The sequence below is a fragment of the Rhodococcus sp. 06-462-5 genome, from assembly GCF_002258315.1.
Classification (GTDB): Bacteria; Actinomycetota; Actinomycetes; order Mycobacteriales; family Mycobacteriaceae; genus Rhodococcoides.
In genome coordinates, this window is sequence record NZ_NOYD01000018.1 from 202,987 (window position 1) to 226,861 (window position 23,875).

The window sequence follows — 23,875 nt, forward strand, 5'->3', positions numbered from 1 at the left end:
TAAGTTCGTGCTGTCGCCATTGGGACTGAATAGGGGAGCCCGGTCCGCAAACTCCGGCGGTTCTAACCGGTCTCCCAGCTCCAGCCCGGCAACGTCTCCAGTTTGGCTGATCGCTCGGCTTTGATGTTCTCCCGCCCACGCCACTGCTCCCGGACCCACGCGCCTAGTTTGACGCCCTTTTCCACGTGGTCATCCGGGGGCTTGATGTGACCTTCACGCGCTACGTATTGCTCGAGCATCTCGAATTTTTGGTTCCAGATGTGATCGCTTTTTGTGCCCCAGAACCAACCGGGTATGGCTTCCAACTGAGCTTGTCTGTCAGAGTCGAGTCTTGTGTGTTCGCGTCGACGGAGCCTGGCCCATTGACCGATCTTCAGACCGTCCTCGACGAAGTCGACAGGAACGCTCGTATGGCCTTCCCTTCGTGCGTAAGACCGCAGCAGCTCGAGGTGTTGCGTCCATGAGTCGTCGAGGGTGTTCCAGCTCCAGCCAGGAACGGCCTCCAAGCGCTGGCGTCGGTCCTCGGTCATCTTGGCCCAATTGCCCCGTTGCTCTCCGACCCAACCGCCCAGATTGACCCCGTCGGCAATGTGGCCGCGCGAGACCCGCGTGTGTCCGTGCTGTTCCGCGTAAGAGACCAGCGCGGCGTACGCACGATCCCAAGCATCCGTGTACGGGTCCCACGACCATCCTGGAACCGCTTCCAGGTGCTCCCGACGTTCCTGAACAATGCTGGCGCGGTTATTCCTTTGTGCTAGAACCCAACCGCCGAGTTGCACGCCGTCTTCCTTGAATCCCTGCGGTACTAGCGCATGGCCCTCCCGCCGTTGATACTGCCTGAGCAGTTCGAGCTTCTGCTGCCACATCGCGGCTCGCGAATCCCACACCCAACCGGGCAGCGATTGTAGGCGATCTAGATCGCTCGCAGACAGATTTCTCTGATTGCCTCGTTGGACGGTGACCCACTTACCGAGCCGAAAGCCGTTCTCCACGTGCGTGTTAGGAACGCGAGCATGGCCTTCTCGCGCGACGAAGGCCGTAAGAAATTTGTAGCCGCGGTCCCACTTCTCGGCCTGTGGTGCCCACGACCATCCCGGCAGTGCCTCGAGGAGTCGGACCCGCTCCGACGATAAGTCGTCGCGGTTGGTGCGCTGCGCGGCCACCCACTGCCCCAGTCTGACACCGTCCTCCACCAGCCGCGGCGACGGCTGAGCGCGGCCCATTCGTGCGGCAAACGCCTTCAGTGCTTGGTAGTTCCGCGCCCAGGTGTCCTCGCGGGTATCCCACACCCAACCAGCGAGCGCTTCGAGTTCCCGTGTCCTTTCCTCTGACAACCGACCACGCTTGTGCAGACCACGCTGAGTCGCGACCCAGCTCCGGAGGTTCGAGTCGCCGACCGCGTAGGGAAATGGAACGTCGGCGTGACCATGTTCGGCTACGAACTGCTCCATGAGTTGGATCCACGTACTCCATTGATCTGCCAGTACGTCCCATGCCCACCCGGGAAGTCGATCCAGCGCGGACCGCCTGTCATCGCTGAGGGTCTTGTTGGTCAGCGCGATCCTTTGGACGCTTGCCCATTGCCCGAGTGCGTATCCGTCGACGACGTAGTCGACGGCCACTCTTGAGGTGCCCTTGTCTGCGGCGTATTGCTCCAGCATCCCGTACCAGAAATGCCAGGGGGCACTAGTCTTCTCGATCAAACGAACATCGAACGCGTCGACGAATGCCTTCCCGACGGTGTGCGCCACGTCCAGGTGGATCTTGTCCGGAATGCGTGCGCGCCCACCTGTGCGGCCGAGTTCACGGCGCATTTCGTCGATCTGCTGCGCCATCTGTTCGTCGTGAGAGCGCAGAGCAATAACGACACGCCAGACAGACTTGAACGATGAATCTTTGAGCGCGGTTTCGGGATCTGCGGCGGTGTCGATGAATACGGGAATGACAATGGTTCCGACGGTTTTGTTCTCGGCCAGCCGAATTGCCCGCCCGACGGCCTGAACGATGTCTACCTCCGAGCCCCTCGGGTCGATAAAGGCGATGCCGTCGAGGGTGGGGACGTCGACACCCTCGCCGAGACACCGCGCGTTCGTCAGCAAGCCGCGCTCGTCGTCATCGAGGTGACGAAGACGTTGAAGGCGGACGTGTCGCTCACCGGAAGACATTTCACCGGAAGCGAACCCGGTCCACAATGCTCCCGGCGGCCGCTGCTCTTCAGGCATCCATTCGAGGATCTCGGGCATTTCGGCGGCAAATCGCCTGGCGCGGAGCACACGGGAGTGGAAGCTGATCACGCGGCGAAGGTCGTATTTTCGCATCGCTTTCGCAAGTCCGATCTGGCTGGCCAGGGTTCGCGCGTCGGTGCTCTGTTCCTCTCGCCGGACCAGAACGCCGTTGGTCGCCCACTCACGAAATGTCGAGTTGTCGACCCCGACGACAGTGACTTGGTAATCAGTGAGTAGTCCGCGTCGAATGGCTTCTCCGTAACTCAGACGGTGGAACACCTCCCCGAATTTCGTGGCGTCGTCCATCGACGCGACTTCCATCTCCGAGCCACGCGCCGCCGTCAGCACCCGTCCGGTGTAGTAGCGCGGTGTCGCCGTCATGAACAGCCGCCGGCGGGCTGCGATGGCGTTCGAGTCGAGAATCGTTGCGAATACGGTCGATTCGTCGCCCGCGACACGGTGACTCTCGTCCGCGATGGCCAGGTCGAAATGCGGGACTTGTCCGAGGGTGAATGCTTTCGCGATCTGCGGCGAGGACTGATACGTCGAAAACACCACACGTGGTCCACTGCGTTGAAGGAACTCGGCGATCTCGGCGGGGTCGTTCTGGACTGGGAGGCACAGTTCGCTGGTGGACGTCAAGGCTGCGTCGTCCTGGGTGACGGTTTCATCGGAGCAGACTGGTAGCGCCTCGAACGGTTCGGTCGCGTTCGTCCTCCATACCGCCATCGTCTGCTTCAGCAGGGACAAGGACGGCAACAGAACCAATGTTCGCTGCGCGTGAAGTTCTTGCTTGATGAACAGAGACGTGAGTGTCTTTCCTGTACCGCACGCCATGACGAGCTGACCACGATCGGCGTTCTGGAAGCCGTCCACGACGTTGTCGACCGCTTCGGTCTGGTGATCGCGCGGTAGGGCCGGCTGCGGTGATGGGATGGGATGTAGGAGGTCCGGGGACTCCGCCCAGTCGATGTCGGCAGTTTGGAGGTCGGCAAGGCCGATCAAGCCAACCGGTTTCTCCTGGGGCTCGATAGTTCTCCGCGCGACGTGGTGTATCCGGTCAGTGGTTGCGATGAGGAGGCGATAGTGGAACCGCCTCCTGGACGACTCGGACAGGAACTTGTCGACGTCGTTCTTTGTGACGGCGCGATCTGAGGCATATGCCTTCGCCTGTACCGCCCAGAGTTTTCCTTCGTTGTCTTCGACCACGAGGTCGATACCGGAGTCGCTGCCCCATCTGTGCTCCCAGTCGTCCCAGAGCCAGACATTGCGAACGGTTTGTCGGTAGTACGCGTCGTTCTCGAGGTACCACTTGCAGATGCGTTCGAACTGCCTGCCCCGGATGTGGTTGTCCTTGGAGAGGTTGCCGTACAGGGTGGCGAATGTGCCCATCCTGGAGACGTTAACCGTCCTTGCCGACAGGCTCGTTTCCTTCACGGGTTTGACCCGAAGCTAGAGCTCGCGATCAGGCGCGCACCTGCGCCTATACGAACCCACTTTGGCGCACGTGAGCAAGTCCGGTGGGCGTGACAGCTTTGTAGGTGTGTCGCAGGAATCGCAGCGAACAGTGGACGGCCGCAAGTACGAGCGCCCGCGCCATGAAAGCCAATGCCGAAGTAGTATTTTACGACTAAGCCGCGCTCCGCGGCATCGTCTCCGCACGCATGCACGCATGCACGCACGGATCGTGATCGATCGCGACCGGAGTCGTCATTCATGTGTCGGTTGCGTTTTATTCGCGGCCAGGACCACGATTCGCAGGGCGATGTGGATGAGTACCGCGGCGACACCGGAGTCGACGTTTTTCACGTAGCCGTGTGCGAGAAGGTTTCGGGTATTCCAGCCGGCTGGGTGATTGCATATGGCGTTGAACATCCGACGATCGTCTTCGGGGACGTCGTACTCGGTGCAGAAAAGGTTCAACATGACTCCCAGGCCGACGTATTGGCCTGGCGACTGTCCCTGTTGCAGTCGATATATGCCTTGGTCGGCGGCAAGTACTGCAGTGCGGAGCATTGACTCGATCACTGGGGTTGTGGTGTACGCGGCCGCTTCCGGGTCGCCCGACCAGAAGCGAAACAGTGCGCGGCACAACCGAGTCGAGGTGTCGCTGGTCATCGCGGGACCAATGTTGAGCACATGGTGCAGGTTCTCGGCCGGCGGCGTGCCGAAGCGGTGGACGATCTCATGGAGCGCGGCGGCGAAGATTGGTGCCCAATGACCGAGGAGCTGGGTTTCCCACTTCACCATGTCCATGTCGAGACGTTCCGCGTCGGTCGTTGGGGCCCAGAGTGGCAAACCCTCTGGAGTCTGCAGTTGAGTCGAGAATAGGGCGGTCAGAGGAGCGAGGGCGTATTGCTCTCGGACGCGGCGCTCGGTGGTGGCGATGGGTCCAGTGACTGTGGTGAACGATGCGAACGCCGACAGCGCCTCCGACCAGTTTGCTGAGGGTTCGTCGGGCGCATCTCCGGCTTCGGCGGTCGGTCTCGTCGATGTGTCGGTGCCGAGAACTGCGTCGACGCACGAGTCCCACTCTTCCTGGAACTGACGCGACGATGCGGTGAGGTGCATCATTTCCAGGTCGAGCTCTCGGACCTGTTGGAGGCGGACGGTGGCTTCGTTGCGAAGCGCTGGGTCATTTGAGCGCTCTGCCAGTTCGACCGCCTGGTGGAGGCGGGTGGCTTTCATGATGTTGTTGGTTTCGCTGTCCGCCCGGTCGAGGAAGGTGTGGACTCGGCGTCGCCAGATTTCGGCGCGCTCCGAAGGTGACGTGGCGGATTCGAGGGCGAGGTTGAGGATGCGGTCTCGTTGAGTCGGGTCGGGCCACTTCTTCTCGGCTGTGGCCAACAAGCGCGTAGTGGTTCCCGGACTGCCTTCTCCAGTGAGCGTGATCAGCGCGCCGACCACGGACCCGAACGGTGGATCGTCCTGTCCGAGGAGCCGCTCGACGAGGACGCAGAGCTGGTCGATGGACGTACTCAATGTTGTGTCGTCGTTGATAGCCCGACTGAGCCGGATAGCAGCCCGGCAATCCGCAACGGCGTCGTAGTTGCGCGCTTCTAGTGCGGACGCGTCGATGTAGGCGGCGATTGCGGCACGCGCGTGGTTGAGTCTGTCCCCGCTGCCGACCTGGAAGAGCAAGTGGTGAAGTCGTGCTCGGGTCGGGGCGTGCTGGACGAGTCCTGCGAGACCTCTCCACGTGGCAACGATGGTTGAGTCCACTGACCTGGTGTCGGGTGGGTTGGTGCTGTCGGGTCCGCGGAACTCGGGGAGCAATCGAACGCGTTCGCTTCCCGACGACCTATCGAAATCAAGTTGGTACCGCAGCGACCACCATGCAGCGCGGTGCTCCAAGGTGAGGTGGTTGCCGCTGTCGGTGTCATCGCTCTCATCGTCGACCATACGGTGGTCGACGAAGACATCACGAGCAGCGGCGTATCGGCGGTACTCAGAATCGTGTTCCGCCACGCTATCGAGGGCGTCCGCCGCTTGATGAAGCTTCTCGTCGTCGGGTTTGGATGACTCCTCTGATTCAGCATTCAGCTGGTTAACTTTTCGATCCTCGCCAGGATCGGGCGGGTGGGGATCTGTGACCATGACAGACAGTGTGCAGGCGGGGCCCGACAAAATCTTCGACGCAATGCCGTGCTGACGAATCGCCATCGGTAGTTGCGTGCGGGGTGCGGTCGCTGATGCCTTGCTCTTCGGTGTCACGAGCGTGTCACATGTCGGGACTTACGACGGTGGATTCGGGTGGTGCTGGTTGGACGATTGACGCAGGTCAGAGTATCTGTGATGGTTCCATGCGGACGTATCTGGTTGTCTCGCAACATACTTGTAAGCGAGCGGTCAACGGTTCAATCCCGTTAGGAGGCTCTTTCGGACGGCTCTGACCAGCGAAAACGGTTGGGGTCGTCGTTTTTTGGCCTATCTCGGCCGGTCGTTTCTTGGGTGAGCCCGGTTCGTCCACCTGGGTTTATGTGTCGTTTGTGACCTGGGGATTTGCCGGTTCGGCGGCTCGATCCGGCGTTCGGTGTCACAGAATGTCACAACTCGTTGCTAACTCATCGGTGAGCATTCGTGTGGATGTAGGTGGATGCGTACGGACTGGGCGGGAGGTTGCCGGACCGGATTGCAGTGTCGGTTTTGTAGGCCTGGAGCATACGTATTCGACACTTGATGGAGGTGTCTGTGACGACAAGCGATGTTCGACGCCGTCAGGCCGGGTTAGCTCCGGAGTTCGCTCCGCTTCCGATGCGGACGGTGCGAGCCGCCTCGGCGGCCGATGTCTACGCACACCCGCGCGCTGAGCTTTCGAGGCTGACGGACTTGGGTCTGATGCATCGGGTGGCGACGGGCTTCTTCGTGGCGGTGCCAGACGATCGGGTTGGGACCGAGTGGATGCCTGGATTCGAGGCTGCGGCGACAGGTATCGCGGTTGCGGCCTACAGCGCCGACGATGCCGTCGTGATGGGTGTCAGCGCGGTCCGGTCGCATGGCGTGATTCCGCGGGCGTTGGCGACGGCTGTGGTGGCTGTGCCGACGCGCCACGATCCGATTCGGTTGGCGGATCGGCAGGCGGTGGTTCGGTTCGTCGTGCGCGACACGGCACGTCTGGATGCGGAGCGCATCGATACCGAGTTGGGAGCGGTGCTGGTGACTACTGCGGAGCAGGCGGTGTTGGATCTGGTGAAGCGCCCTAGGCTCGGTGACGTCGAGGGATGCGGTGTGGCCTGCAGTGCTGCAGTTGTACAGACGTTGCGACGCAGATGTTCTGGGGGAGATCGCTGAGGCTCAGAAGATGCGAATGACGTTGATGCGGTTGCGCGATCGGTTGGGGAGCAGCGGTGAACCCCGATGAATTGGCTTCGTTCTCTGGGCAATTCGATTGGCGAAGCACTCGAAGTCCATGTTCGCGAACGACAGGTTGTTCTCGCACTCGACATCTCGGTGGGGATGATGCGAAAGATACTGCCGTGCAGTTGTTCCGGATAGTAGGTCCCGGTGTAGGCGACGATGGGCGTCTTCGGCCCGATCACGAACTCCGAACTACGGTGCGCAGGCTTTGCTGAACTTCTACGGAACTGTGCTGATGCTCCACATTCGATCGTGGTGACTCAATCAGGAATCGGCCATGCTGCGCCGAATGTCGAGAATGTTGTTGATGTCGACGACGTTGGCTTCCTGCAACAGGGGATTTGCGCAGCTGTCACCACGCACGGGGGGTGCAGCGAAGTCGACAGGAGAACACCCGAAGATGTCGCACAGTGCGGTCAACACTTTCAGGGACACGAGCATCGGACGCTGCGCGACGAGTCTGCGCACCTGAGGTTCGCTCAGATGGACTCCGCGGTCGGCCAGATGCGGTAGCAAGTCGGTGCTGTCTCGCATTCCGTGGGCATCCATGAAGTCGGCCAAGCACGAGTTCTGTGCGCCTGTCTGGATCATCGCTGCCTTTCGTTGGGGTGTTGTGGTCGCTGGCACCGTGTCGTCGAGCACGAGGAAGCGGACTGCACGATGATCAGGTCCGGGGAGGGAAACGATCATCGTGCAGCCCGATCTCTCGGATTACGAACCGATCAGAAGAACAGACCCTTGATCGCGTAGGGAATGACACCGATCACGAGGGCTCCGAGGCCGCCAGCGAGAGTCAGGGTGGTGGTGAGGGGATTGAACATGTTCTTCTCCTTGTGAAGTCGCCCATCGCGGATCGATGGGACGTGATGTGGCGCTCGGGTCCGGACGTTCGAGTTCAGAGACCCAACCGGCGGGTGAGCGACGTGGTGAACAGGTTGTGCGGGTCGAGATCGGCCAAGGTTTTGGCCGCAGTCGACCACTGCGGATACACGTCAGGGATCTCGTGGCGAAGCGCGTTGGGGTCGGTCCAGGCACCTCCGTCTCCGTGGCCCCACCGCTTCGCCCATTCGGGTCTAACAATTCCGAGTTCGGCTGGAAAAGACCGAAAGAAGCGCTGCTCGAGATCGGCGTAGAAGTCCGCCTGCCCAGGGGTACCCGGCAAAGTCAGCGTGTCGAGCCACACCGCTGTATCGAAGTCGGTGCGTCCGGGCACGGGCGTAGCGGGGGACAGGGCGGGAGCTTTGTCGTCTGGGTATCTAGAATCCAACCCGGTAACCCTGATTTCCACACAGCTGTTGATTGGGTATTCGCCGCGTGCGGCGTACTCGTCGAGCATCGTGCTGATCACTTCGGTGAACTCGTGAACAACATGCTGGACATTGTCTCGACGGGTGATCACCGCATGGCTGGCCGCTGTGACGCGTAGCGTTGTGGGTCTGACGAAGTGAATGAAATCTTTTGCTGGACCCCACATGTCGCGAGCACCCGTCAGGGTCAGGCCTGCATCGGTAGCAGCGATGACGGCGTTCCCGAATGCCGGTGCGAGTTCGGTATGGCCTTCGATGATCCGGCCGAGTATCTGCGGAATCGGATCGGGCAGGTTGTCGGCGAAGGGAAAATTGAATGGGCCTGTGGTCTGGCGTGATTCGGCCGGCCGAGTGGAAGAGATGGACCACTGTTGAATCCATGGTCGATCGGTGAAGGTGTACCAGATGATCCCGACTCGACCTGCGTCGTCGAGCATCGCGGCCAGCGACCGCGGGCCTGCTGCGTTGGGTGCTGCGAACAGTTCCCGAGTCGGGATGTCCGTGAAGGTCCGACACCGCAGGTTGTGTGTCGGCACTGTGGACAGACGCACTCGGGTGACCAACGCGCGTCCCAAGTGCACCAGCAAAGAGGAACATTCGGGATCGGAACGGGTGAAGCTCTTTTCGGCGTATGTGCCGGTGCGACTGTCGAATACGACGGCCGAGACAGTTTCGACGAGGTCGCTTATCGAACCGAACGGCAACGACCGGTTACCTTGTTCGGCGGTGGAAGCGACGGCGCTGCCGTGCCCACCCACCGCGAGGACTCCTCCGACGGTCACGTCTCCCGGAGCCGGTGCGGAAAGCACTGCGCGACCGTGTATATGGAGATAGGCGAGTAGGTCCTGCATGGAGGCGCCGGCCTCGACGTCGACAACGGTGTCGTCCACCATCGCCATCGATTTCAAGGCCGTCATGTCCAGAAGAAGCACTCGCGCCGACGAGGGCGTACCCGAATCGACGACCAACGGTGACCAATTGTGCCGGAAACCATGTGGGCGAACCGTATACGAGTTGATCCGAGCCCACTCAGCTACCTTCACTGCAGCGTCGGCCGAGTTTATAGCTACTGTCCACAGGTCCTCGGTGAGGATGACACCGTCCCAATTGCGAAACTGCGCCTTGCGCAGGGACAGTCCTGCGGGGAAGCCGGGAAGCACGGTCTCTGCCCGTACCGGCGCGGAGAAGCCGGCGAACAGTAGACCCGTCACGGCAGCGGTGCCAGTGAGAAAAGACCGGCGATCGAAAGTGCTATCGGTCGCTCGGCGCGAGTGCTTCGGGCTCATTTCCGGGTGGAGGAGCAGAAGGTGATGATGTCCTTCACCGTCGCGGGCTGGTGGAAGGCAACATCGTTGACGGCGTACACGGGTGCTTGCAGGACGTCGACGAACAATCCCTCGAGCACCTGATACGGGGAGGCGGAGAACGTGAGGATGGACGTGGCGAGAGCCGTGTTGCGCTTGATCGTGGCCTTGATGTCGTTCCCGTGGTCTCTGAAATTCGTGTTCAACCAACTGAAGGTTGCGGTCGGTCCGCTGCACACCGGAATCAGTGCCAGAGCTTCGTCATGGCTCGGTGCCCAGACGCCGTTTCCGGTCGGCGCGGCCTGCGTCGTGGGTCCGGTCGTTGTCGCAGGTGCTGCCGAAGCGAGCGGCGACGCAATAGTTGCTGCTGTGATTGCCACGGCGGCGGCACCGATGACGGTTTTGATCGAACGCTTCATGTGAGCTCCTGAATCGAAGAGATTGAAACCAACCCGGGAAACCGGCTTGGTCCCTGTATTCAGACACAATGGCTAACTTTCAGCAACCTCAGGAGACGGTCGATATTTGCTCCATTTCACGGACCGCACCCCTTCGGTCTCTACCGGGAACCGGTAAAGCGGCAGCATCAGAGGCGAATCCCCGCTTGTCTCGCGGTGCGGTCCCGTTCTGCAGTGTCTTACGTCTCAGTGCCCATCGGTGCTAGAAAGTAACTAGCTTCCGGAGGGGTGCGACTTGCCGGGTGTGACAAGCCCTCGAGCTGGGTTGTGGTCTGTCGCACATTAGAGGGGCCTCTGAGGGGCTGATTCGTGTGGAACAATTGCTACTGAACATGTAAGTCTGCGGCGCGGGCGCTTGCGATCGGGCCCGATCGACCCACGGCGTTTGCGCGAATCGAGCCTCCGATGCTCGCTCGTTGCGCGTTCTGGTTCGATGTGTCGACAGCCTGCGCCACGTGCAGTGGGCCTACTGCACGTCACCGAATCATGTTGCAGCGCAGTGCTGCTGATTCGGATTCCTGCCGGGAGAAGGAATTTCGGGCGCGTTGGTGTTTGGAATCACAGCACTGACGAGTAACGCGACATTTTCGAGCAGCGACACATTTTGTATTGCCGGATGTCACATCTCGGTTCAATTACCACCAATTTTATGGAGGGGTCATGTACTGCGTAAACGAGATCGGCACGTGGTCCACCTCCGCATGGGGTCGGTGCTTGCCATGACCTCGGTGGGACGAAAAGTTGGCCTGGCGATGTGCTGTGCGGCCCTGACCTCGGGTGTCTTCGCCATAGCTGTGGCAGGTCAGACGTCGGCGGCGAGCACCATCGAAATATGCATCGGACGGCCAGGAGCATGTGGGGGCTCAGCACCGACGACGACCACTGTGGAGCCGACGACGACCACTGTCGAGCCGACCACGACCACTGTCGAGCCGACCACGGCGACCACTGTGGAGCCGACGACGACCACTGTGGAGCCGACGACGACCACTGTGGAGCCGACGACGACCACTGTCGAGCCGACCACGGCGACCACTGTGGAGCCGGCCACGGCGACCGGCACCTCGGAGCCGGCATCGGACGACCCGCGGAAGACCGCCGACGTCGAGCCACCGCTTGTCGATGGTGAGCCGCGTCTTGCTCCCCCCGACTCGGTGCCCGCGGTCGTCGAGCCGACGATGCCCTCGCCTGATCCGCGGTCCGCGGAGACTTCGACCTCCGACGTTGCCGCTACGAACTCACCCATGCCTCGTGCGCCGGGACCCCGTCTCCTATCGACCGAAACCACTACTTCTCCGTCTCCGAGGCCGGGATCGATCGACGGCGGCGGCGGACCCGATGACGGGGATCAGGATGCCGAGTTGTATTCCGCGTCGAGCGATCTCGATTCGGTAGCTCCTCTGTCGGTCGTCGGTGGTGTCGCAGGGCTCACCTTGGCGGGGGCAGGGGCAGGCGTTATCACCCTTCGCGGTGCTCGTGCCACCGAGGCGCGACGGTCGGCCGCACGTTCAGAGTTCTTCCCATGATCCGATCGCACCGCCGCGTGTCTGCCGCAGTCGATGTCGTGTTCGATATTGCTGCTGCCACGACCGAATTCGACCTGGAGGATATCGTCGCCGCCGTCGCCGAAGAGCGAGGCCGGTCGATCGAAGTCGAGATGGCCGCGTTGCCTCCAGGTGTGTGTGGACAACGACGTGCATACCCCGACCATGACGTCATAGTTCTGGCCCCGGATTTACCGAACTACGAACGGACGCTGGCACACGAGCTCGGACACATCGTGTTTCGGCACGAGGGCACGCCGGTAGAGCGGTCGTTGCATGTCGTCAGTGAGGAACTGATCGCCTTCATGCTCAGCGAGCGCAGCTTGGCGTCCACGGTCGTGGACGGGGCGGACGAGTTGGCCGAATGGGAGGCCGAGACTTTTGCCGGTCAACTGCTGCAGCGCCTGCGGCGTATGAATACCCGCGGTACACCGCTGTCGGTACTGCGTTTCGATCAGGCCCTGGGGTGACATGGACTGGCTAGCAGCGTTGTTGGTGTGGATCGCAGTCGGTGCGCGCATCGGCCGAGCTGTGGTGCGAAGCGCCAGTACCGTGCGCGTGTCCATCGTGCTCGCCGTCGGCTTCCTCGCGTTGGCACAGACGCTGCTCGTCGATGACGTTGCGCGGCTTCTGGAGCCGTATGTCGATGTGCCGATCGTGATCGGTCTGTGTTGGATCGGCGTCGCCGCAGCGTCCGCGGCTATCACCCTGACTACTCGGCCGACGCTTGATGCGGTACAACGGCGTCGGGCGATCGCAGCGGTCGTGTGCACGGGGGTGGCTGCCGGTATCGCCTCCGTCGCGTTTCCCACTGTCGCGTGGACCTTCGTCCTTCTCACGCTGCCCCTGATCATCGTCACAGGTGTCGGAATGGTCGACCGAACGCCGTTGGGCCGTGCTGTCGCTCTGTTCTGTATCGGCTTCTGTGCACCGGGCTTCGTCGCCGTATCTGTCGTCTTCGGATCCACCCCCCGACACTCCATTCTCACTGCAGGTGCGTTGCTGATGGCTGCGGCCGCGGTGTGGGTTCTCGCGACGAGCTGGGTTCGCGCGCGGATCCTTTTGTGGCGCATCAACAACCTTCATCGCACCCTCACGCGTAGGTTCCCGGAAGTACTGGGTGAAAAACGGTCGGGGGCACCAACGGTGTTACGCGCATCGGACCACGTCTCGGAGATCATGGACGCGTTGTACCTTCAGGTCGGTGCCGGGCAATTCGACGATGGAGTCGCGGCGCCAGCAGATTCCGGTGCCCGCGCCGGGCGTGTAGCCCAGACGGTTCGGGATCCGCTTTCGGACCCAATCATGGGCGGCCACTGGATCGCCGTGCCGAGCGGCGTTTCACTTGCTCGGTGGGTGACGATGATCGCCTTCGAATTCGGGCGCTGACACAGAATTCGTCGAACGAGAAATCAGGCGGAGCCGTCCGGCGGAACTGCGGGCAATCCCTCGCTTGCTCTCAGCTTCTCCGCCATTGCGGCCAACAGGTTCTGTGATTCCTCGGACAGGTCGAACGCCCGTTGGGACAGTCGTCGTAAGCCGTAGCCCTGAAGTTGCGAGAGCACTTCGAGATCACGATCCACCGTTGCCTCGTAGACGGGATCGAAGAAGTAGTCGGGCTTGACTTTGAAGAAGCGCGCAAGCGCGGCGACGGTCTCGTTCGAGGGATTGGTTCGATGACCGGATCTCAATTGGGAGATGTAGGGCTTCGAGATCGAGTGACCTGCAGCCGCTAGGGCTTCGGCAACATCGGCATTGGTGTACGGCTTACGTCCCGCAGGATGTACCGATCCGAACAGTTTGTTCAGACGTTCTGCGAAAGACCCCTGCGTCGGCACTGCCCAAGCCCTCCTCGGTGGTGGTGTGAGCCTCGGGATAACCGACCGATAGCTCCGAGTCACGATGTTACCTTTTCGAGACCGACAGTTCGCGCCTCGCGGGGCGGAAGTCACTCTCCTACCCCGGATTGTCCTGCCGTGGAGGGCAGAGTGATGCTATTGCCGACTCGGATGTCTCCACCGTCAGCCGTCGCGACAGACCGACCGCACCAGACGTCGTCGCTCCTCGGCAGAGAGGGTCGGACTATCGGGCAGCGTGAGCGCCAGGCGCAGCCGGCGACGGAACTCGTGCGCGGAAATTCCGAATGTCTCCTTTATCGTCTCTTCATCCGCACCGCCGAGTCGGTCCCAGCGAAGTGCGAAATTCAAGAACGTTTCTGTTGCTCGAATGTTCACCACGTCCATCGATTCATCGTTCCCACACTCGGTACTTCAGATGGTGATCGGGGGATCAGCGGTGGCACAGGTTTCGCCGGTGTCACCGGCCAGGTCCGGGAAGTTGCGTCGAAAGCGTTTGTTGCAGTAAAGCTCTGAATCAGCAGTCGAGATCAAAGTTCCGAACGGGTCCGTATCGGGCTCGGCCGTAGCCACTCCGTAGGACACTTCGACGTGCTGGCCACCGACCAGCGAGGATGCGAGTGCCTCTGCTTCGGAGCGACTGCGACCGGTTGTCAGGACGGCAAATTCGTCACCGCCCAAGCGAACCAAGACGTCCGAAGGTGCCAGCGAGGCCATCCATGACCGTGCCAGCTCGACGAGGATGCGATCGCCTTCCGCATGCCCGTGGCAGTCGTTGACCGCCTTGAAGTCGTCGACATCGAGCGCGATGACGACCAGATTCTCGCCGCGCTTCCTGCTGTGCGCGAGAAGATGGGTGGCGGCATGAGCCGCACCTGCTCGATTGAGCGCACCGGTCAAAGGGTCGCGCAATGCCCCATCGATCAGAGTCGCTCCCATCGCGCCGAAGACTTCGGCAGCCACGGACACACTCACGAGATAGAAACCGATCCATACCAGCGGTGAGGGTGTGGGGGAGAGGACCGCCGACGTTATAGCCATCGTGGCCAGCGCGCAGACGAGAAGTCGGGCAGTTCGGGCCTGGTAGAAGACGCGAATGTAGATGGCCAGGAACAGGATCGACACAAGGCCCCACATCTGCAGCATTGCAAGTCCTTGCGCGACGAGGGTGCACGGCGGCAGCGAGACTGCACACAAAAGCGCGATCGAATGACGGGCATCGCTGGCGTTCGGTACAGCCAGCGATGCCAACCCGAAGACTGCGACCAGTAGGGCCGCAAAGAACCACCAGAAGGTGCCCTCGGTGGCATGTCGACCGTCGCCTGCAAACCCCACCGACGTGAGTCCGACACCGTTCGCGACGGTCAACAAAGCGAGCACCGACAGCAGTATCCACCGCCCACCCTCCCGAAAATGAACTGTGGGTCGTAGCGTGCTGGGCACTTGTCTCACTCCCCGCATATCGGTGCAGCTATGATTTCGTTACTGTCGATGAGTGCCGATTTCTCTACTAAAACAGCACTTGACGAGCGTAAAGATCAGTCTTTGTTCCAATCTTGGGGCTTGGTACGTACCCTGAGGCTCACTCAGCAACATTGTAGCTAATAAAGTTGGTCGCAGGCGGTCGGAGAGTCTGGAGTTTCAGGTCCCCGATTCGCGGACTGCCGTGATCGTTCTCGGCTCGAGTGGAACGGGACTGTGTACAGGCCGCAGTTTGGACCGTCCGTTGCTTTGCTGCATGGTTGCTGATGGTGGAGTCGGGTCGATGTATGTGTGACGGATGTCCGCGAGAATGGTGGAGCGGCGGCAGAACCATCGAGTGTCGGGATTGTCCATAGCATTGACAGTGTTTGGATGCGAGCGCTATTCGTGCTTCCGATTGGTCTCGGTGTGACGTGAAGCAGGGGTCTTCGTTTGCAGGGGTAGTTGGACGGCAGGATTAGTTTCAATGATAGCTTGATGTTAGCTGTATGTGCCAATATCCCTCGATCGAAGGTCGACCCGATGATGCCACGACAAACCGAGGACGCCGTTGTCCTGGATTTCGCCCGCAAGTGGGAGCCTTACGGTGGCGCGGACGCCTCGGAGATTCTGCTGTGCTTCGGCCTGTCCGTCGACGAGTTCCGAGCACGCTTGCACCGCATCTTGACTCGTAAGTCCGCATTCGACCTGGAACCCGATCTGCACAGACGTCTCCTCAGGTACGCGGCTACCCGGTGAGTGATCCGCGGCGATTGTGACCGTCGCGTGTGTGCAGGTCTCGTCGTCTGTGCCTCGCGTTGCCCGAAAGGGTCCTTCGCCGGCGAGGCATTGCCACACAATGTGATTCGGTCCAGCAGTTGCGTCGCGAAGCGCGGCATCGAGATGCGCTCCGTGGCGGTGCGAAAGTGGATCTGCTTGAATACCCACATGTCTGATACGCGAGGTAACACAAAGGTTGAGGTCAATGTCGGTGACATCGTCCAGGTGCGTCGCGACAAGGTCCTCGTCAGCGGGACCATCGTCGAGGACTACGCGGAATTTTCGGGCCTCGGAAAGGGGCTCGGCCGTACTTGGGCGCATCCGCATCGTTGGGCGATCGCGCTCGCGTCCGGTGTGCTGGTGTTCGTTGATGACGGTGATCTCGAGGTCGGGGAGGCCGAGAGCGACTGACGCAGGGTCGGCACTGGGGGTGCCGAGGGATGCCCCGTTGCTGGCCTCGATTTTGGGATGCTAAATATTTGCTACGAAATTCGAAGCATGTGAGTTGGTACTCGGGTGCCAACTACTCTGGTGGCTACGATGGGCGAGGGCGGCTACTGATAATGCAGGCTACAGGCAATGCAATGAGGGTTCCCTGATGCGTGTCTCTTGCTCTGCCGAAGGATATTCGAGTGCAGATGCACCGGGTGTGAGACTCGAGCCCTCGGGGGTGAGCTCCTCCGCACCCGGTGCAGCCGACGCCGTCTGCGTGGTCGACGCCAGCGTGAATAATGATAGCTGAAAAATAGCTGTATCGAAATTCGATGGGAGTGGTCGTCGCCGTCGCCGTAGCCGTCGTCGTGCAGGGAGGGCTGGTCGTACTCGGAGGTCGTCTGGCAGCAGGGAAGGGGCGCCGCGGGTGGTGTGATCCATCCGATCGAGAAGTCGGACCTGACCCCTGTGAATCTGCCGTACAAATGAAAGGACCGACACCGTGACCGTGCCGATATGCCCAGCCGCCCGCTTCGCGGCTAGACCTCCCCGCTCGTCATCGAAGCGATTGCATAGGTCCGCTCGGTCCTAGGCGGTCCCGCTGGGCGGGTCGGGGTGTATGGACTGCGTAAGACTGTGCACTCGGGTTGTCTTCCAGGCTGATCGTGGGTGTTTCGTGGCTCGCCAGCGGTGGTCCGGGCGTCGGAGGGCGCTCCAAGTTGGTGCGTGTTCGGGAGGATTTACTATCGTCCCCCGGACTTTCGGAGCAGGTCTCGGTGTCACGAGCGTGTCACATGCCGGTACTGACGCCGGTGGATTCGGATGGTCCCGCCTGGACGATCGACGCAGGTCAGAGCCTCTGTGGTGGTTCCATGTGGACGTATCTGGTTGTCTCGCAACATACTTGTAAGCGAGCGGTCAACGGTTCAATCCCGTTAGGAGGCTCCACTGCTCCGATCCCGCTGCTGGGGTCGGAGTTTTTCTTGTCTGTGCGGGCCGGTGTGGAGGGTTCGCGCGCAAGTACGCCCCTCGTGGGAATTCACGGAGCCTGCAGGCGGTGCGGATTCCGACGAGGTGCGTGGATGGCCGGCAACGCCTGCCGGTTTCGGTCAGGGCGTACGCGTGGTTGCCAGTCGATGCTGAACGATGGCGACGACAGCCACGATCGCAACTCCGACGGCGAACAATCCCAAGGCAGCGGGCCATTCGTTGCCGACGGCCAGCAGCTCTCTGTTCTCGCCCTGCCACGGCCACAGTGCACGCAACGAACCCAACAGCAGGCCGGCAGCGGCGACCATCGCCAGATCGTGGTAGTTCGCCAGCAACCACTCGAGCACCCGAACGAAGCTGACCAACCCCACCAGAGCGCCCAGAGCGAACACGGCCAGGTAGGTCAGGTTCCGCTCGTCGACGGCCGTGAGCGTCGGCGCATACAGGCCGATGACCAGCAGAAAGAACGACCCCGATACTCCTGGCAACACGAGCGCACATATTGCGATCGTCGCGGCGAAGAACACCAGAATCAACGACGGATTCGACGCCTCGACCCCGGGTAGCGACGTGAGAACGACGACCCCGACAGCGAGAACGACGAACAGAACCACGGCGGACAGTCGGGACCGGGTGGTGGGGAAAGCTCCACGACTGATCTCCATGAACGGGATCGCCACAGACATCGCGATCATGCCCATGAACAGTGCCTTGGAGTAGACGGGCTGATCCGTGACGAAATCCGCCATGATCCCCGCCACCGAGAACACCATCAACAGCATGCCGACGCCGACCGTGACGAGCAGCCACCAATCGACCTGACGGATCTCGGCGCGCACGTCGGACCGTGTCAGCACGGCCTTGGGGATGTCCGTCAGATGCTTCGCCGACGCGATGGCCCTGGTGTAGATGCCGGTGACGAGGGCGACCGTGCCGCCGGAGACCCCGGGAACCGTTTCCGCCAGACCGATCAGGCCGCCGCGAACGACGTTGGTCGCCAATTCCGTCGCCGGCGGCCGCCCCCTGACAACCTCATCGAGTCCGGGTCGATCCTGCTCCTTGTCACCATGGTCGGAGGGCGTCTGCCGGTTCGTCGTCATGCCCGAATCGTCCCAAACGCCGCAATGCCGCTCGACACCGGCTCGACAAGCTCGGGTGTGATCGCACCCGCGAGCGAGCGTTCGACGGTTCGATCCGCCCTACCCTTACCGCCGCCACGAATCAGCTCCCCGTTCTTGTGAACCCGACGCCGATCGGAGTCGGGTATCCGAAACGGAGGAGCCGATCCGAGGTGGTCGGTCACAGAGACGGCCTCCGCGAACATCGGCGTGGATCCGAGTCCGCAGCGGAAGATCAGCGCGTGCCTGAACCGGTCACGTCCAGGCCAGTCGAGAGCGGTTGTCCCAGTACCTCTCTGGCGATTCTGCAAGTCCCGGATCGCTCGCTGCGATCAGTTCGCGGTCGATCGAGAGAGCTGCGACGTTCTGCTCGAGTTGCGCCGCGGTGGCCGCGCCGGAGAGCACGACATCGGCCCAGGGTTGGGCGAGTGCACTTGCCAGCGCCAGTGCGTCGCGGCCGATTCCGGCGGTGTCCGCGACGCGGGCGAGTGCAGACTCTTCGGCCACGAGTCGGCCGTTGGCCATGGCCTCTTTGACGACGACGAACCAGCCGGCTTCGTGTGCGCGTGCCAGGGCCGGGCCGACCGACGGCTCGAGGGGGTTCCACGTCGACTGCACCGAGCTGAACACCCCGATCTCCAGTGCAGCAGCCGCCACGTCGGCTTGATGTGGCCCGCTCGTGCTGATGCCGATTCGGGTACCACCCTCGGCTATGGCACGTAGGTCGTCGAGCAGGGCAGTATCACTCAGGGCCGGACTGTCCGGGGTGACGCTGTGGACCAGGTAGTGGTCCGGTGCACCGCCGAGGTCGCGCAGAGTCTGCGGCCACTGCTCGGCCAAACGGGCAACCGAGTGCTCCTTAACCTCGTGCACCTCGGCACCCCGCTGGAAATCGGCGACGTACGCGTATCCCCACTTGGAGCCGATCACCAGCTCGTCTCGCCGAGAAGGGTGTCGCGACAACCAGCTGCCGAGGAAGCGCTCGGCAAAGCCGTAGGAGCGCGCGACGTCGAAGTGTCTGATTCCGCTGTCCCATGCGGCGTCGAGTACTGCGTGGCACAGCTGCTCGAGGGCTGCCGGATCGAATCGCCCGTCGACGGCGTCGGAGTGCCCGACTGTCAGGTACTCGGGGCGTCCGAGTGCGGCAAGGCCGAGACCGAGTTGCGTCATGTCGTCAGTACTTTCGTTGTGCCGTGGCGGAAACAACCACCATATCTGCGACCGGACCGTGCTCGCGAGATCGATACCAGATGTTGCGAGACAGGATCATCGAGCTGAGACTGGGAAGTCGAGGTCCAATCGGATTGCGCTTGTAGCACGCGGACAAAGGAGAAAGCTGTTGACCGATTTTGCAGGTAAGCCCTTGATCAGCGAGATTAGACTTGCACGAGCTCGAGCCGGATTGAGTTGGGCCGCTTTGGCCGAGACCATCGACATGCCGGTGGCATGGACGGTGTCGGCACTCTACGGACAGCATCCTCTCAGTCACGCCCAGGCCGAACTGCTCGCCGAAAAACTGGGCATGCCCGACGGTTCGTTGTTCGAGCTGACCCTGGCTCCCTATCGCGGGTCACTGGACATCTCCTCGGACCCCACGGTCTACCGGTTTCACGAGGCGCTGCAGGTGTACGGCCCTGCGCTCAAAGAACTGATCGCCGAGGAATTCGGCGACGGCATCATGAGCGCCATCAACTTCACGATGAACATCGAACGACGCCCGCACGACGACGGAGATCGGGTCGTGGTGACGTTCGACGGGAAGTTCCTCGACTATCGATGGACCGAGTAGGCCGAAATCGACAGTCAGGGGGCCGATTCGGAAGATGGGCCGACCAGTGCGCGTCGCATCCATCCGTACACCCTCTCGTCGTTGAGCAAGGTGAAGTGATGTGCGCTCTTGATCGCCAGCCCGTCGTCCGGGCGAAGTCCTATGTCGCGCAGTTTGTTCCGTCCGCCGGCACTGTCGGTGCGAACCAGGCCGTCGCCCACGAAAATTCCGATTGGGTGTCGCGGGTTTCCTGTGATGACGGCGGACGCGTGATGATGCCGCACCCCGTCCGGAACCGAGATGTCCGCGGCTACTCCGACGTCGAATCCGTCGGCGTAGCTCGCATGTCCCTCGTCTGCGGTGATCGATCCGTGAATCAGGTCGCGGACTCCGGCGCTTCGACGCGCCAACAGGTTCGCGAACGGACGGGTCTCGGGCGCGAGTGCCAGCGCTGCCGTGGCGACGTGAACGCCGCGCGCAAGCGGCGCACCCAGATGTGGTGTCCCCAGGGTGAATACGTCCGTCAACAGCTCCACCCATCGGCGGCCGTTCTCCGCAGCGTGGTGTGCGGCGCTGCGCGAGACCAGCCCGCCCATGGAATGACCGACCAGGGTGATGCGGTGAACCCGTACTGGCCAGGCCGGCACGAGCTGTTCCAGCAGGTCCGACAGGTCGGCACCGTTGGTGGCAATTCGACGGCCGGTGTTGTAGCGCAGAAAGATCGAGGTTGTTCCGGCTTCGGAGTCCAGGCGCTCCCCGTACGTGGGTCGCCCACCGAGCCGCCATGCCGATTCGGTCTCGACGAGCCCGTGCAGGAACACCACGAGATGCGCTCCCGCGTCGGGAAACGCCGTGGCCAGAGCGCGGTACTTCGGAACTACCGGGCGTCCGTCGACACGTATCGACATCGGGTAGGCGAGGACTCGGGAACTGCGCTCCATGTCGTCACCGATGAGACCGTGCAGGACAGCGATGGTCTGAGCGCCGCGGGTGGTGTGCGACGGTGACGGCCGCGCATCGTCCTCGGTGATCTCGTCGCCGGTCATTTCGGAACTGCCGGTCAGCGCACCGACTGTCTTGGCTGCGCCGGAGCAGGCGGCGACGATGCTCGCGTAGGTGCCGGCGGCGATCGCGTCGTGCATCAGCTGTGTCGGCAAGACAGCCGGCCCTACGCCGAGTTTCACGGCGGCAAATGTGCGTCGTGCAATAGCCGAGTGAACTGCGCGAACACCACCGGCGGCCGACGCCAACTCGCGAAGCGTGATTTCTGCGAGTTCACCCAACTCCTGTGTGCGCTGAGTTTTCTTCCCCACTCGATTCAGTGTACGTGTGTCCACTGGATCCGTCAGGGCTGCGATGACTGCGGTTTCCCACGTCACCGTCGCTCGAAATACTCGTGGACCTGGCGTACCGACATCGCTCCTTCACCGACTGCGGATGCGACTCGCTTCACCGAGCCGCTGCGGACGTCGCCCGCCGCGAACAGGCCGGGTCGGCTCGTTTCGAGCGTCCCGCACAGCGCTGCTCCGATCTGCAGGGCGCCGTCTCCGCGAGCGAGAGCTGCGTCCGTACCGGTGACGACGAACCCGTGTTCGTCGAGTGCGATGGCGTCGGCAAGCCACCCCGTGTAAGGCGTCGCTCCGATGAACACGAACAGGGCGTGCGCCCTGATCGTGTCCTGTTCGCCCGTGCGGTTGTTCTCGACCACGACTTCGTCGAGGTATTTCTTGCCGCGGACCGCGCGAACCTCGGTGTGGCGATGCACGGTCACATGCGGGTGGTGTTCGATCTGGTCGACCAGGTAACGGGACATGCTCTTTCCGAGATCGTCATTGCGGATGAGCAAGTGGACGTCCGAAACATGTTCGGCGAGAAACACTGTCGCCTGGCCTGCGGAGTTGCCGCCGCCGACGATGGCCACCGGGTAGGTCCCGCACATGCGGGCTTCCTGATGAGTGGCGGCGTAGTACACACTCGTGCCTTCCAGTTCCGCGATACCGGGAACGGTCAACTTGCGGTACCGCGCGCCGGTGGCGAGCACGATGGACCGGCCGCGAACCGTGCCGCCGTCAGAGAGCCGGAGCACGTGGTATCCGGCTTCGGACGTCAATCCGGTCACCTCTGCCGAGACCAGGATGCGGGCACCGAACTTGTCGGCCTGGATCACGGCCCGCTCGGCCAATTCGGAGCCGGAGATTCCGGCCGGGAATCCCAGATAGTTCTCGATTCGGGAGGAGGTGCTGGCCTGTCCCCCTGCGGCGATCGTCTCCAGTGTCACCGTGTTCAACCCGTCCGAGGCTCCGTATACGGATGCGGCCAGTCCGGCCGGTCCTGCACCCACGACGACCAGATCGAACACGTCCTGGGCCGCGTTCGGCACGGAAAGTCCGACGATGCGTGCGAGCTCTGTGTTCGTCGGATTGCGCAGTACCTTCTCGCCGTGCCAGATGACGACGGGAACGTCTTCGGGGGCGATGTCCAGGCTGCGCAACAGCTGCTCCGCCCGCTCGTCCCGCTCGAGATCGATCCATCTGTGGGGCAATCGATTTCGCATTGCGAACTCTCGAAGCCGCAACGTGTCCGGTGAATAGCAGGACCCGATGATCCGGAACCCCGAGCCGAGCCCGATCAGCAGGTGCCGACGCAGGAGGTAGGCCCGCAGGATCAGATCGCTCAGCACTGGATCGTGGGCAACCAGTTCGCGCACCCGCTCGGCGGGAGTGACGAGCAGCTCGCCGTCTTCGATCGCTTCGGCGGTGTAGAACGCCACCTGGCCTTCGAGCAGTCCGAGCTCGCCCAAGAAGCGGCCGGGTCCGTGCACGCGCAGTATCCGACGTTCACCGTCCCGGTCACCCTCGTCGAGAACGGCGACCTTGCCGGACAGAACGACGAAGAAGTCGTTGCTGGGCGCACCCTCGCGTATCAGCACCTCTCCGGTACGAACCGATCGACGCGTGCCACCGACCTCGAGCACTGCGACCTGATCGTCCGTCAGCCGCGGGAACGCGCCGTGCTCGTCCGTGGTCTCGTCGACGACCGCTGGTCCGGCGTCCTCAGACGAAATTTCGGTCGACATAACACCACCTCCAATCTTCTCCGGGTTCCATCGACCGAACGATCGGATGGCCGACGACATGTGCGTGCGCGCTCGCGTGTTTTCCCGGCGAGGAGTCGCAACACCCGACGTGTCCGCACGTCAGACACAGCCTCAGGTGCACCCACGGGGTGCCGAGACGGAGGCATTCTTCGCAGCCCTGCGGGGTTCTGGGCACCACGGACCGGATTGCGTTCACGTGCGGGTCCACATGCACGAACGTCATGATGTCGCCTCCTTGTCTGCATTCTTCGACAGCGCTCGATCGAGCCATGCGCGTAGCTGGGGTACCGGGGCTGCACCGGCCTGCCGAGCGAGGACCTCACCTCGATCCATCACCAGCAGGGTCGGCACGGCGCGGACGGTGAATCGTTCGGACGTCAGGGGCGCGGCATCCACGTCGACCTTGACCAGCTTGATCCGCCCTGCTCGTTCTCCGGCGAGCTGTTCGAGCGCCGGGCTGACCATGCGGCACGGTCCGCACCAGGTCGCCCAGAGATCGACGAGTACGGGCACCGACGATTGTTCGGCGACCGCTGCGAAGTCCTCGTCCCGTGCTGCGGCGATCCACGGCAGCGGCTCGTGGCAGTTCCCGCACCGGGGTGTCCCGTCCGCTGCGGCAGGCACCCTGTTGACCTTGCCGCAGTGCGCGCACTTCACCTTCTCCGATTCCATGGCGAC

General features: G+C 62.3%; 22 protein-coding genes. 7 read left to right on the top strand and 15 right to left on the bottom strand.

The features are described from left to right. Positions 1 to 62 precede the first annotated feature (62 nt). Together CH251_RS13065 and CH251_RS13070 are read right to left on the bottom strand one after the other, a co-directional pair. Entirely contained in the window at positions 63 to 3,617 is a 3,555-nt protein-coding gene (locus CH251_RS13065; protein ID WP_080735658.1) for a DEAD/DEAH box helicase, read from the bottom strand. Positions 3,618 to 3,935: 318 nt separating this feature from the next. Further along, positions 3,936 to 5,132, bottom strand: a complete 1,197-nt coding sequence (locus CH251_RS13070) for a DUF4209 domain-containing protein (RefSeq protein WP_143537845.1) — start codon at positions 5,130 to 5,132, stop codon at positions 3,936 to 3,938. 453 nt (positions 5,133 to 5,585) lie between these two features. Here CH251_RS13070 and CH251_RS27500 point away from each other — a divergent pair, with 453 nt between their 5' ends. Then, positions 5,586 to 5,747: a hypothetical protein gene (locus CH251_RS27500; RefSeq protein ID WP_155290900.1), complete on the top strand. Its 162-nt coding sequence runs from the start codon at positions 5,586 to 5,588 to the stop codon at positions 5,745 to 5,747. A gap of 669 nt (positions 5,748 to 6,416) precedes the next feature. Then, positions 6,417 to 7,016, top strand: a complete 600-nt coding sequence (locus CH251_RS13075; protein WP_306436821.1) for a type IV toxin-antitoxin system AbiEi family antitoxin — start codon at positions 6,417 to 6,419, stop codon at positions 7,014 to 7,016. Positions 7,017 to 7,346: 330 nt separating this feature from the next. Here CH251_RS13075 and CH251_RS13080 read toward each other — a convergent pair whose 3' ends face one another. From CH251_RS13080 to CH251_RS27505, 4 genes are all read right to left on the bottom strand, one after another. Continuing rightward, the gene (locus tag CH251_RS13080) at positions 7,347 to 7,673 is read right to left on the bottom strand and encodes a helix-turn-helix transcriptional regulator (RefSeq protein ID WP_032391935.1); all 327 of its coding nucleotides are present in this window, start codon (positions 7,671 to 7,673) and stop codon (positions 7,347 to 7,349) included. Positions 7,674 to 7,977: 304 nt separating this feature from the next. Next, positions 7,978 to 9,600 carry a cholesterol oxidase substrate-binding domain-containing protein gene (locus CH251_RS13085; protein ID WP_052053435.1) on the bottom strand — a complete coding sequence of 541 codons (1,623 nt, stop codon included), beginning with the start codon at positions 9,598 to 9,600 and terminating at the stop codon, positions 7,978 to 7,980. A 71-nt stretch (positions 9,601 to 9,671) separates the two neighbouring features. Continuing rightward, complete coding sequence (locus CH251_RS13090; RefSeq protein ID WP_032376229.1) at positions 9,672 to 10,112, bottom strand: hypothetical protein; 441 nt, start codon at positions 10,110 to 10,112, stop codon at positions 9,672 to 9,674. Positions 10,113 to 10,953: 841 nt separating this feature from the next. After that, complete coding sequence (locus tag CH251_RS27505; protein ID WP_032391838.1) at positions 10,954 to 11,397, bottom strand: hypothetical protein; 444 nt, start codon at positions 11,395 to 11,397, stop codon at positions 10,954 to 10,956. 276 nt (positions 11,398 to 11,673) lie between these two features. Here CH251_RS27505 and CH251_RS13100 point away from each other — a divergent pair, with 276 nt between their 5' ends. Both CH251_RS13100 and CH251_RS13105 read left to right on the top strand, forming a co-directional pair. Beyond that, positions 11,674 to 12,165 carry an ImmA/IrrE family metallo-endopeptidase gene (locus CH251_RS13100; RefSeq protein ID WP_032376232.1) on the top strand — a complete coding sequence of 164 codons (492 nt, stop codon included), beginning with the start codon at positions 11,674 to 11,676 and terminating at the stop codon, positions 12,163 to 12,165. A 1-nt stretch (position 12,166) separates the two neighbouring features. Further along, positions 12,167 to 13,084: a hypothetical protein gene (locus CH251_RS13105; RefSeq protein WP_052053436.1), complete on the top strand. Its 918-nt coding sequence runs from the start codon at positions 12,167 to 12,169 to the stop codon at positions 13,082 to 13,084. A 23-nt stretch (positions 13,085 to 13,107) separates the two neighbouring features. Here CH251_RS13105 and CH251_RS13110 read toward each other — a convergent pair whose 3' ends face one another. The 3 genes from CH251_RS13110 to CH251_RS13120 form a co-directional block, all read right to left on the bottom strand. After that, positions 13,108 to 13,533: a helix-turn-helix domain-containing protein gene (locus CH251_RS13110; RefSeq protein ID WP_032376233.1), complete on the bottom strand. Its 426-nt coding sequence runs from the start codon at positions 13,531 to 13,533 to the stop codon at positions 13,108 to 13,110. Positions 13,534 to 13,716: 183 nt separating this feature from the next. Next, positions 13,717 to 13,938 carry a hypothetical protein gene (locus tag CH251_RS13115; protein WP_032376234.1) on the bottom strand — a complete coding sequence of 74 codons (222 nt, stop codon included), beginning with the start codon at positions 13,936 to 13,938 and terminating at the stop codon, positions 13,717 to 13,719. Positions 13,939 to 13,965: 27 nt separating this feature from the next. Further along, positions 13,966 to 14,931 carry a GGDEF domain-containing protein gene (locus CH251_RS13120; protein ID WP_052053437.1) on the bottom strand — a complete coding sequence of 322 codons (966 nt, stop codon included), beginning with the start codon at positions 14,929 to 14,931 and terminating at the stop codon, positions 13,966 to 13,968. A 624-nt stretch (positions 14,932 to 15,555) separates the two neighbouring features. Here CH251_RS13120 and CH251_RS13125 point away from each other — a divergent pair. Further along, positions 15,556 to 15,771 (top strand): DUF3263 domain-containing protein, encoded by a 216-nt coding sequence (locus CH251_RS13125; RefSeq protein ID WP_032376235.1) that lies wholly within the window; start codon positions 15,556 to 15,558, stop codon positions 15,769 to 15,771. Positions 15,772 to 15,960: 189 nt separating this feature from the next. Next, positions 15,961 to 16,203, top strand: a complete 243-nt coding sequence (locus CH251_RS13130; protein WP_032376236.1) for a hypothetical protein — start codon at positions 15,961 to 15,963, stop codon at positions 16,201 to 16,203. A 1,130-nt stretch (positions 16,204 to 17,333) separates the two neighbouring features. On the opposite strand, the gene CH251_RS13135 is transcribed toward CH251_RS13130, so the two are convergent. Further along, a complete protein-coding gene (locus CH251_RS13135; RefSeq protein WP_094613509.1) occupies positions 17,334 to 18,314 on the bottom strand; it encodes a DUF368 domain-containing protein in 981 nt (326 codons plus the stop codon). A 273-nt stretch (positions 18,315 to 18,587) separates the two neighbouring features. After that, positions 18,588 to 19,502, bottom strand: coding sequence for an aldo/keto reductase (locus CH251_RS13145; RefSeq protein ID WP_094613511.1), 915 nt, complete (start codon positions 19,500 to 19,502; stop codon positions 18,588 to 18,590). Between the two features lie 166 nt (positions 19,503 to 19,668). On the opposite strand from CH251_RS13145, the gene cynS reads away from it, so the two are divergent. Further along, entirely contained in the window at positions 19,669 to 20,121 is a 453-nt protein-coding gene (cynS, locus tag CH251_RS13150; RefSeq protein ID WP_373454947.1) for a cyanase, read from the top strand. Between the two features lie 14 nt (positions 20,122 to 20,135). Here cynS and CH251_RS13155 read toward each other — a convergent pair whose 3' ends face one another. The 4 genes from CH251_RS13155 to trxA form a co-directional block, all read right to left on the bottom strand. Next, positions 20,136 to 21,413, bottom strand: coding sequence for a triacylglycerol lipase (locus CH251_RS13155; protein ID WP_143537847.1), 1,278 nt, complete (start codon positions 21,411 to 21,413; stop codon positions 20,136 to 20,138). 62 nt (positions 21,414 to 21,475) lie between these two features. Beyond that, complete coding sequence (locus CH251_RS13160; protein ID WP_094613514.1) at positions 21,476 to 23,176, bottom strand: FAD-dependent oxidoreductase; 1,701 nt, start codon at positions 23,174 to 23,176, stop codon at positions 21,476 to 21,478. Beyond that, the gene (locus CH251_RS13165; RefSeq protein WP_094613515.1) at positions 23,154 to 23,420 is read right to left on the bottom strand and encodes a ubiquitin carboxyl-terminal hydrolase 14; all 267 of its coding nucleotides are present in this window, start codon (positions 23,418 to 23,420) and stop codon (positions 23,154 to 23,156) included. The genes CH251_RS13160 and CH251_RS13165 overlap by 23 nt, the downstream gene beginning before the upstream one ends. Beyond that, entirely contained in the window at positions 23,417 to 23,869 is a 453-nt protein-coding gene (gene trxA / locus CH251_RS13170) for a thioredoxin (RefSeq protein ID WP_094613516.1), read from the bottom strand. The genes CH251_RS13165 and trxA overlap by 4 nt, the downstream gene beginning before the upstream one ends. Positions 23,870 to 23,875: the final 6 nt, after the last annotated feature.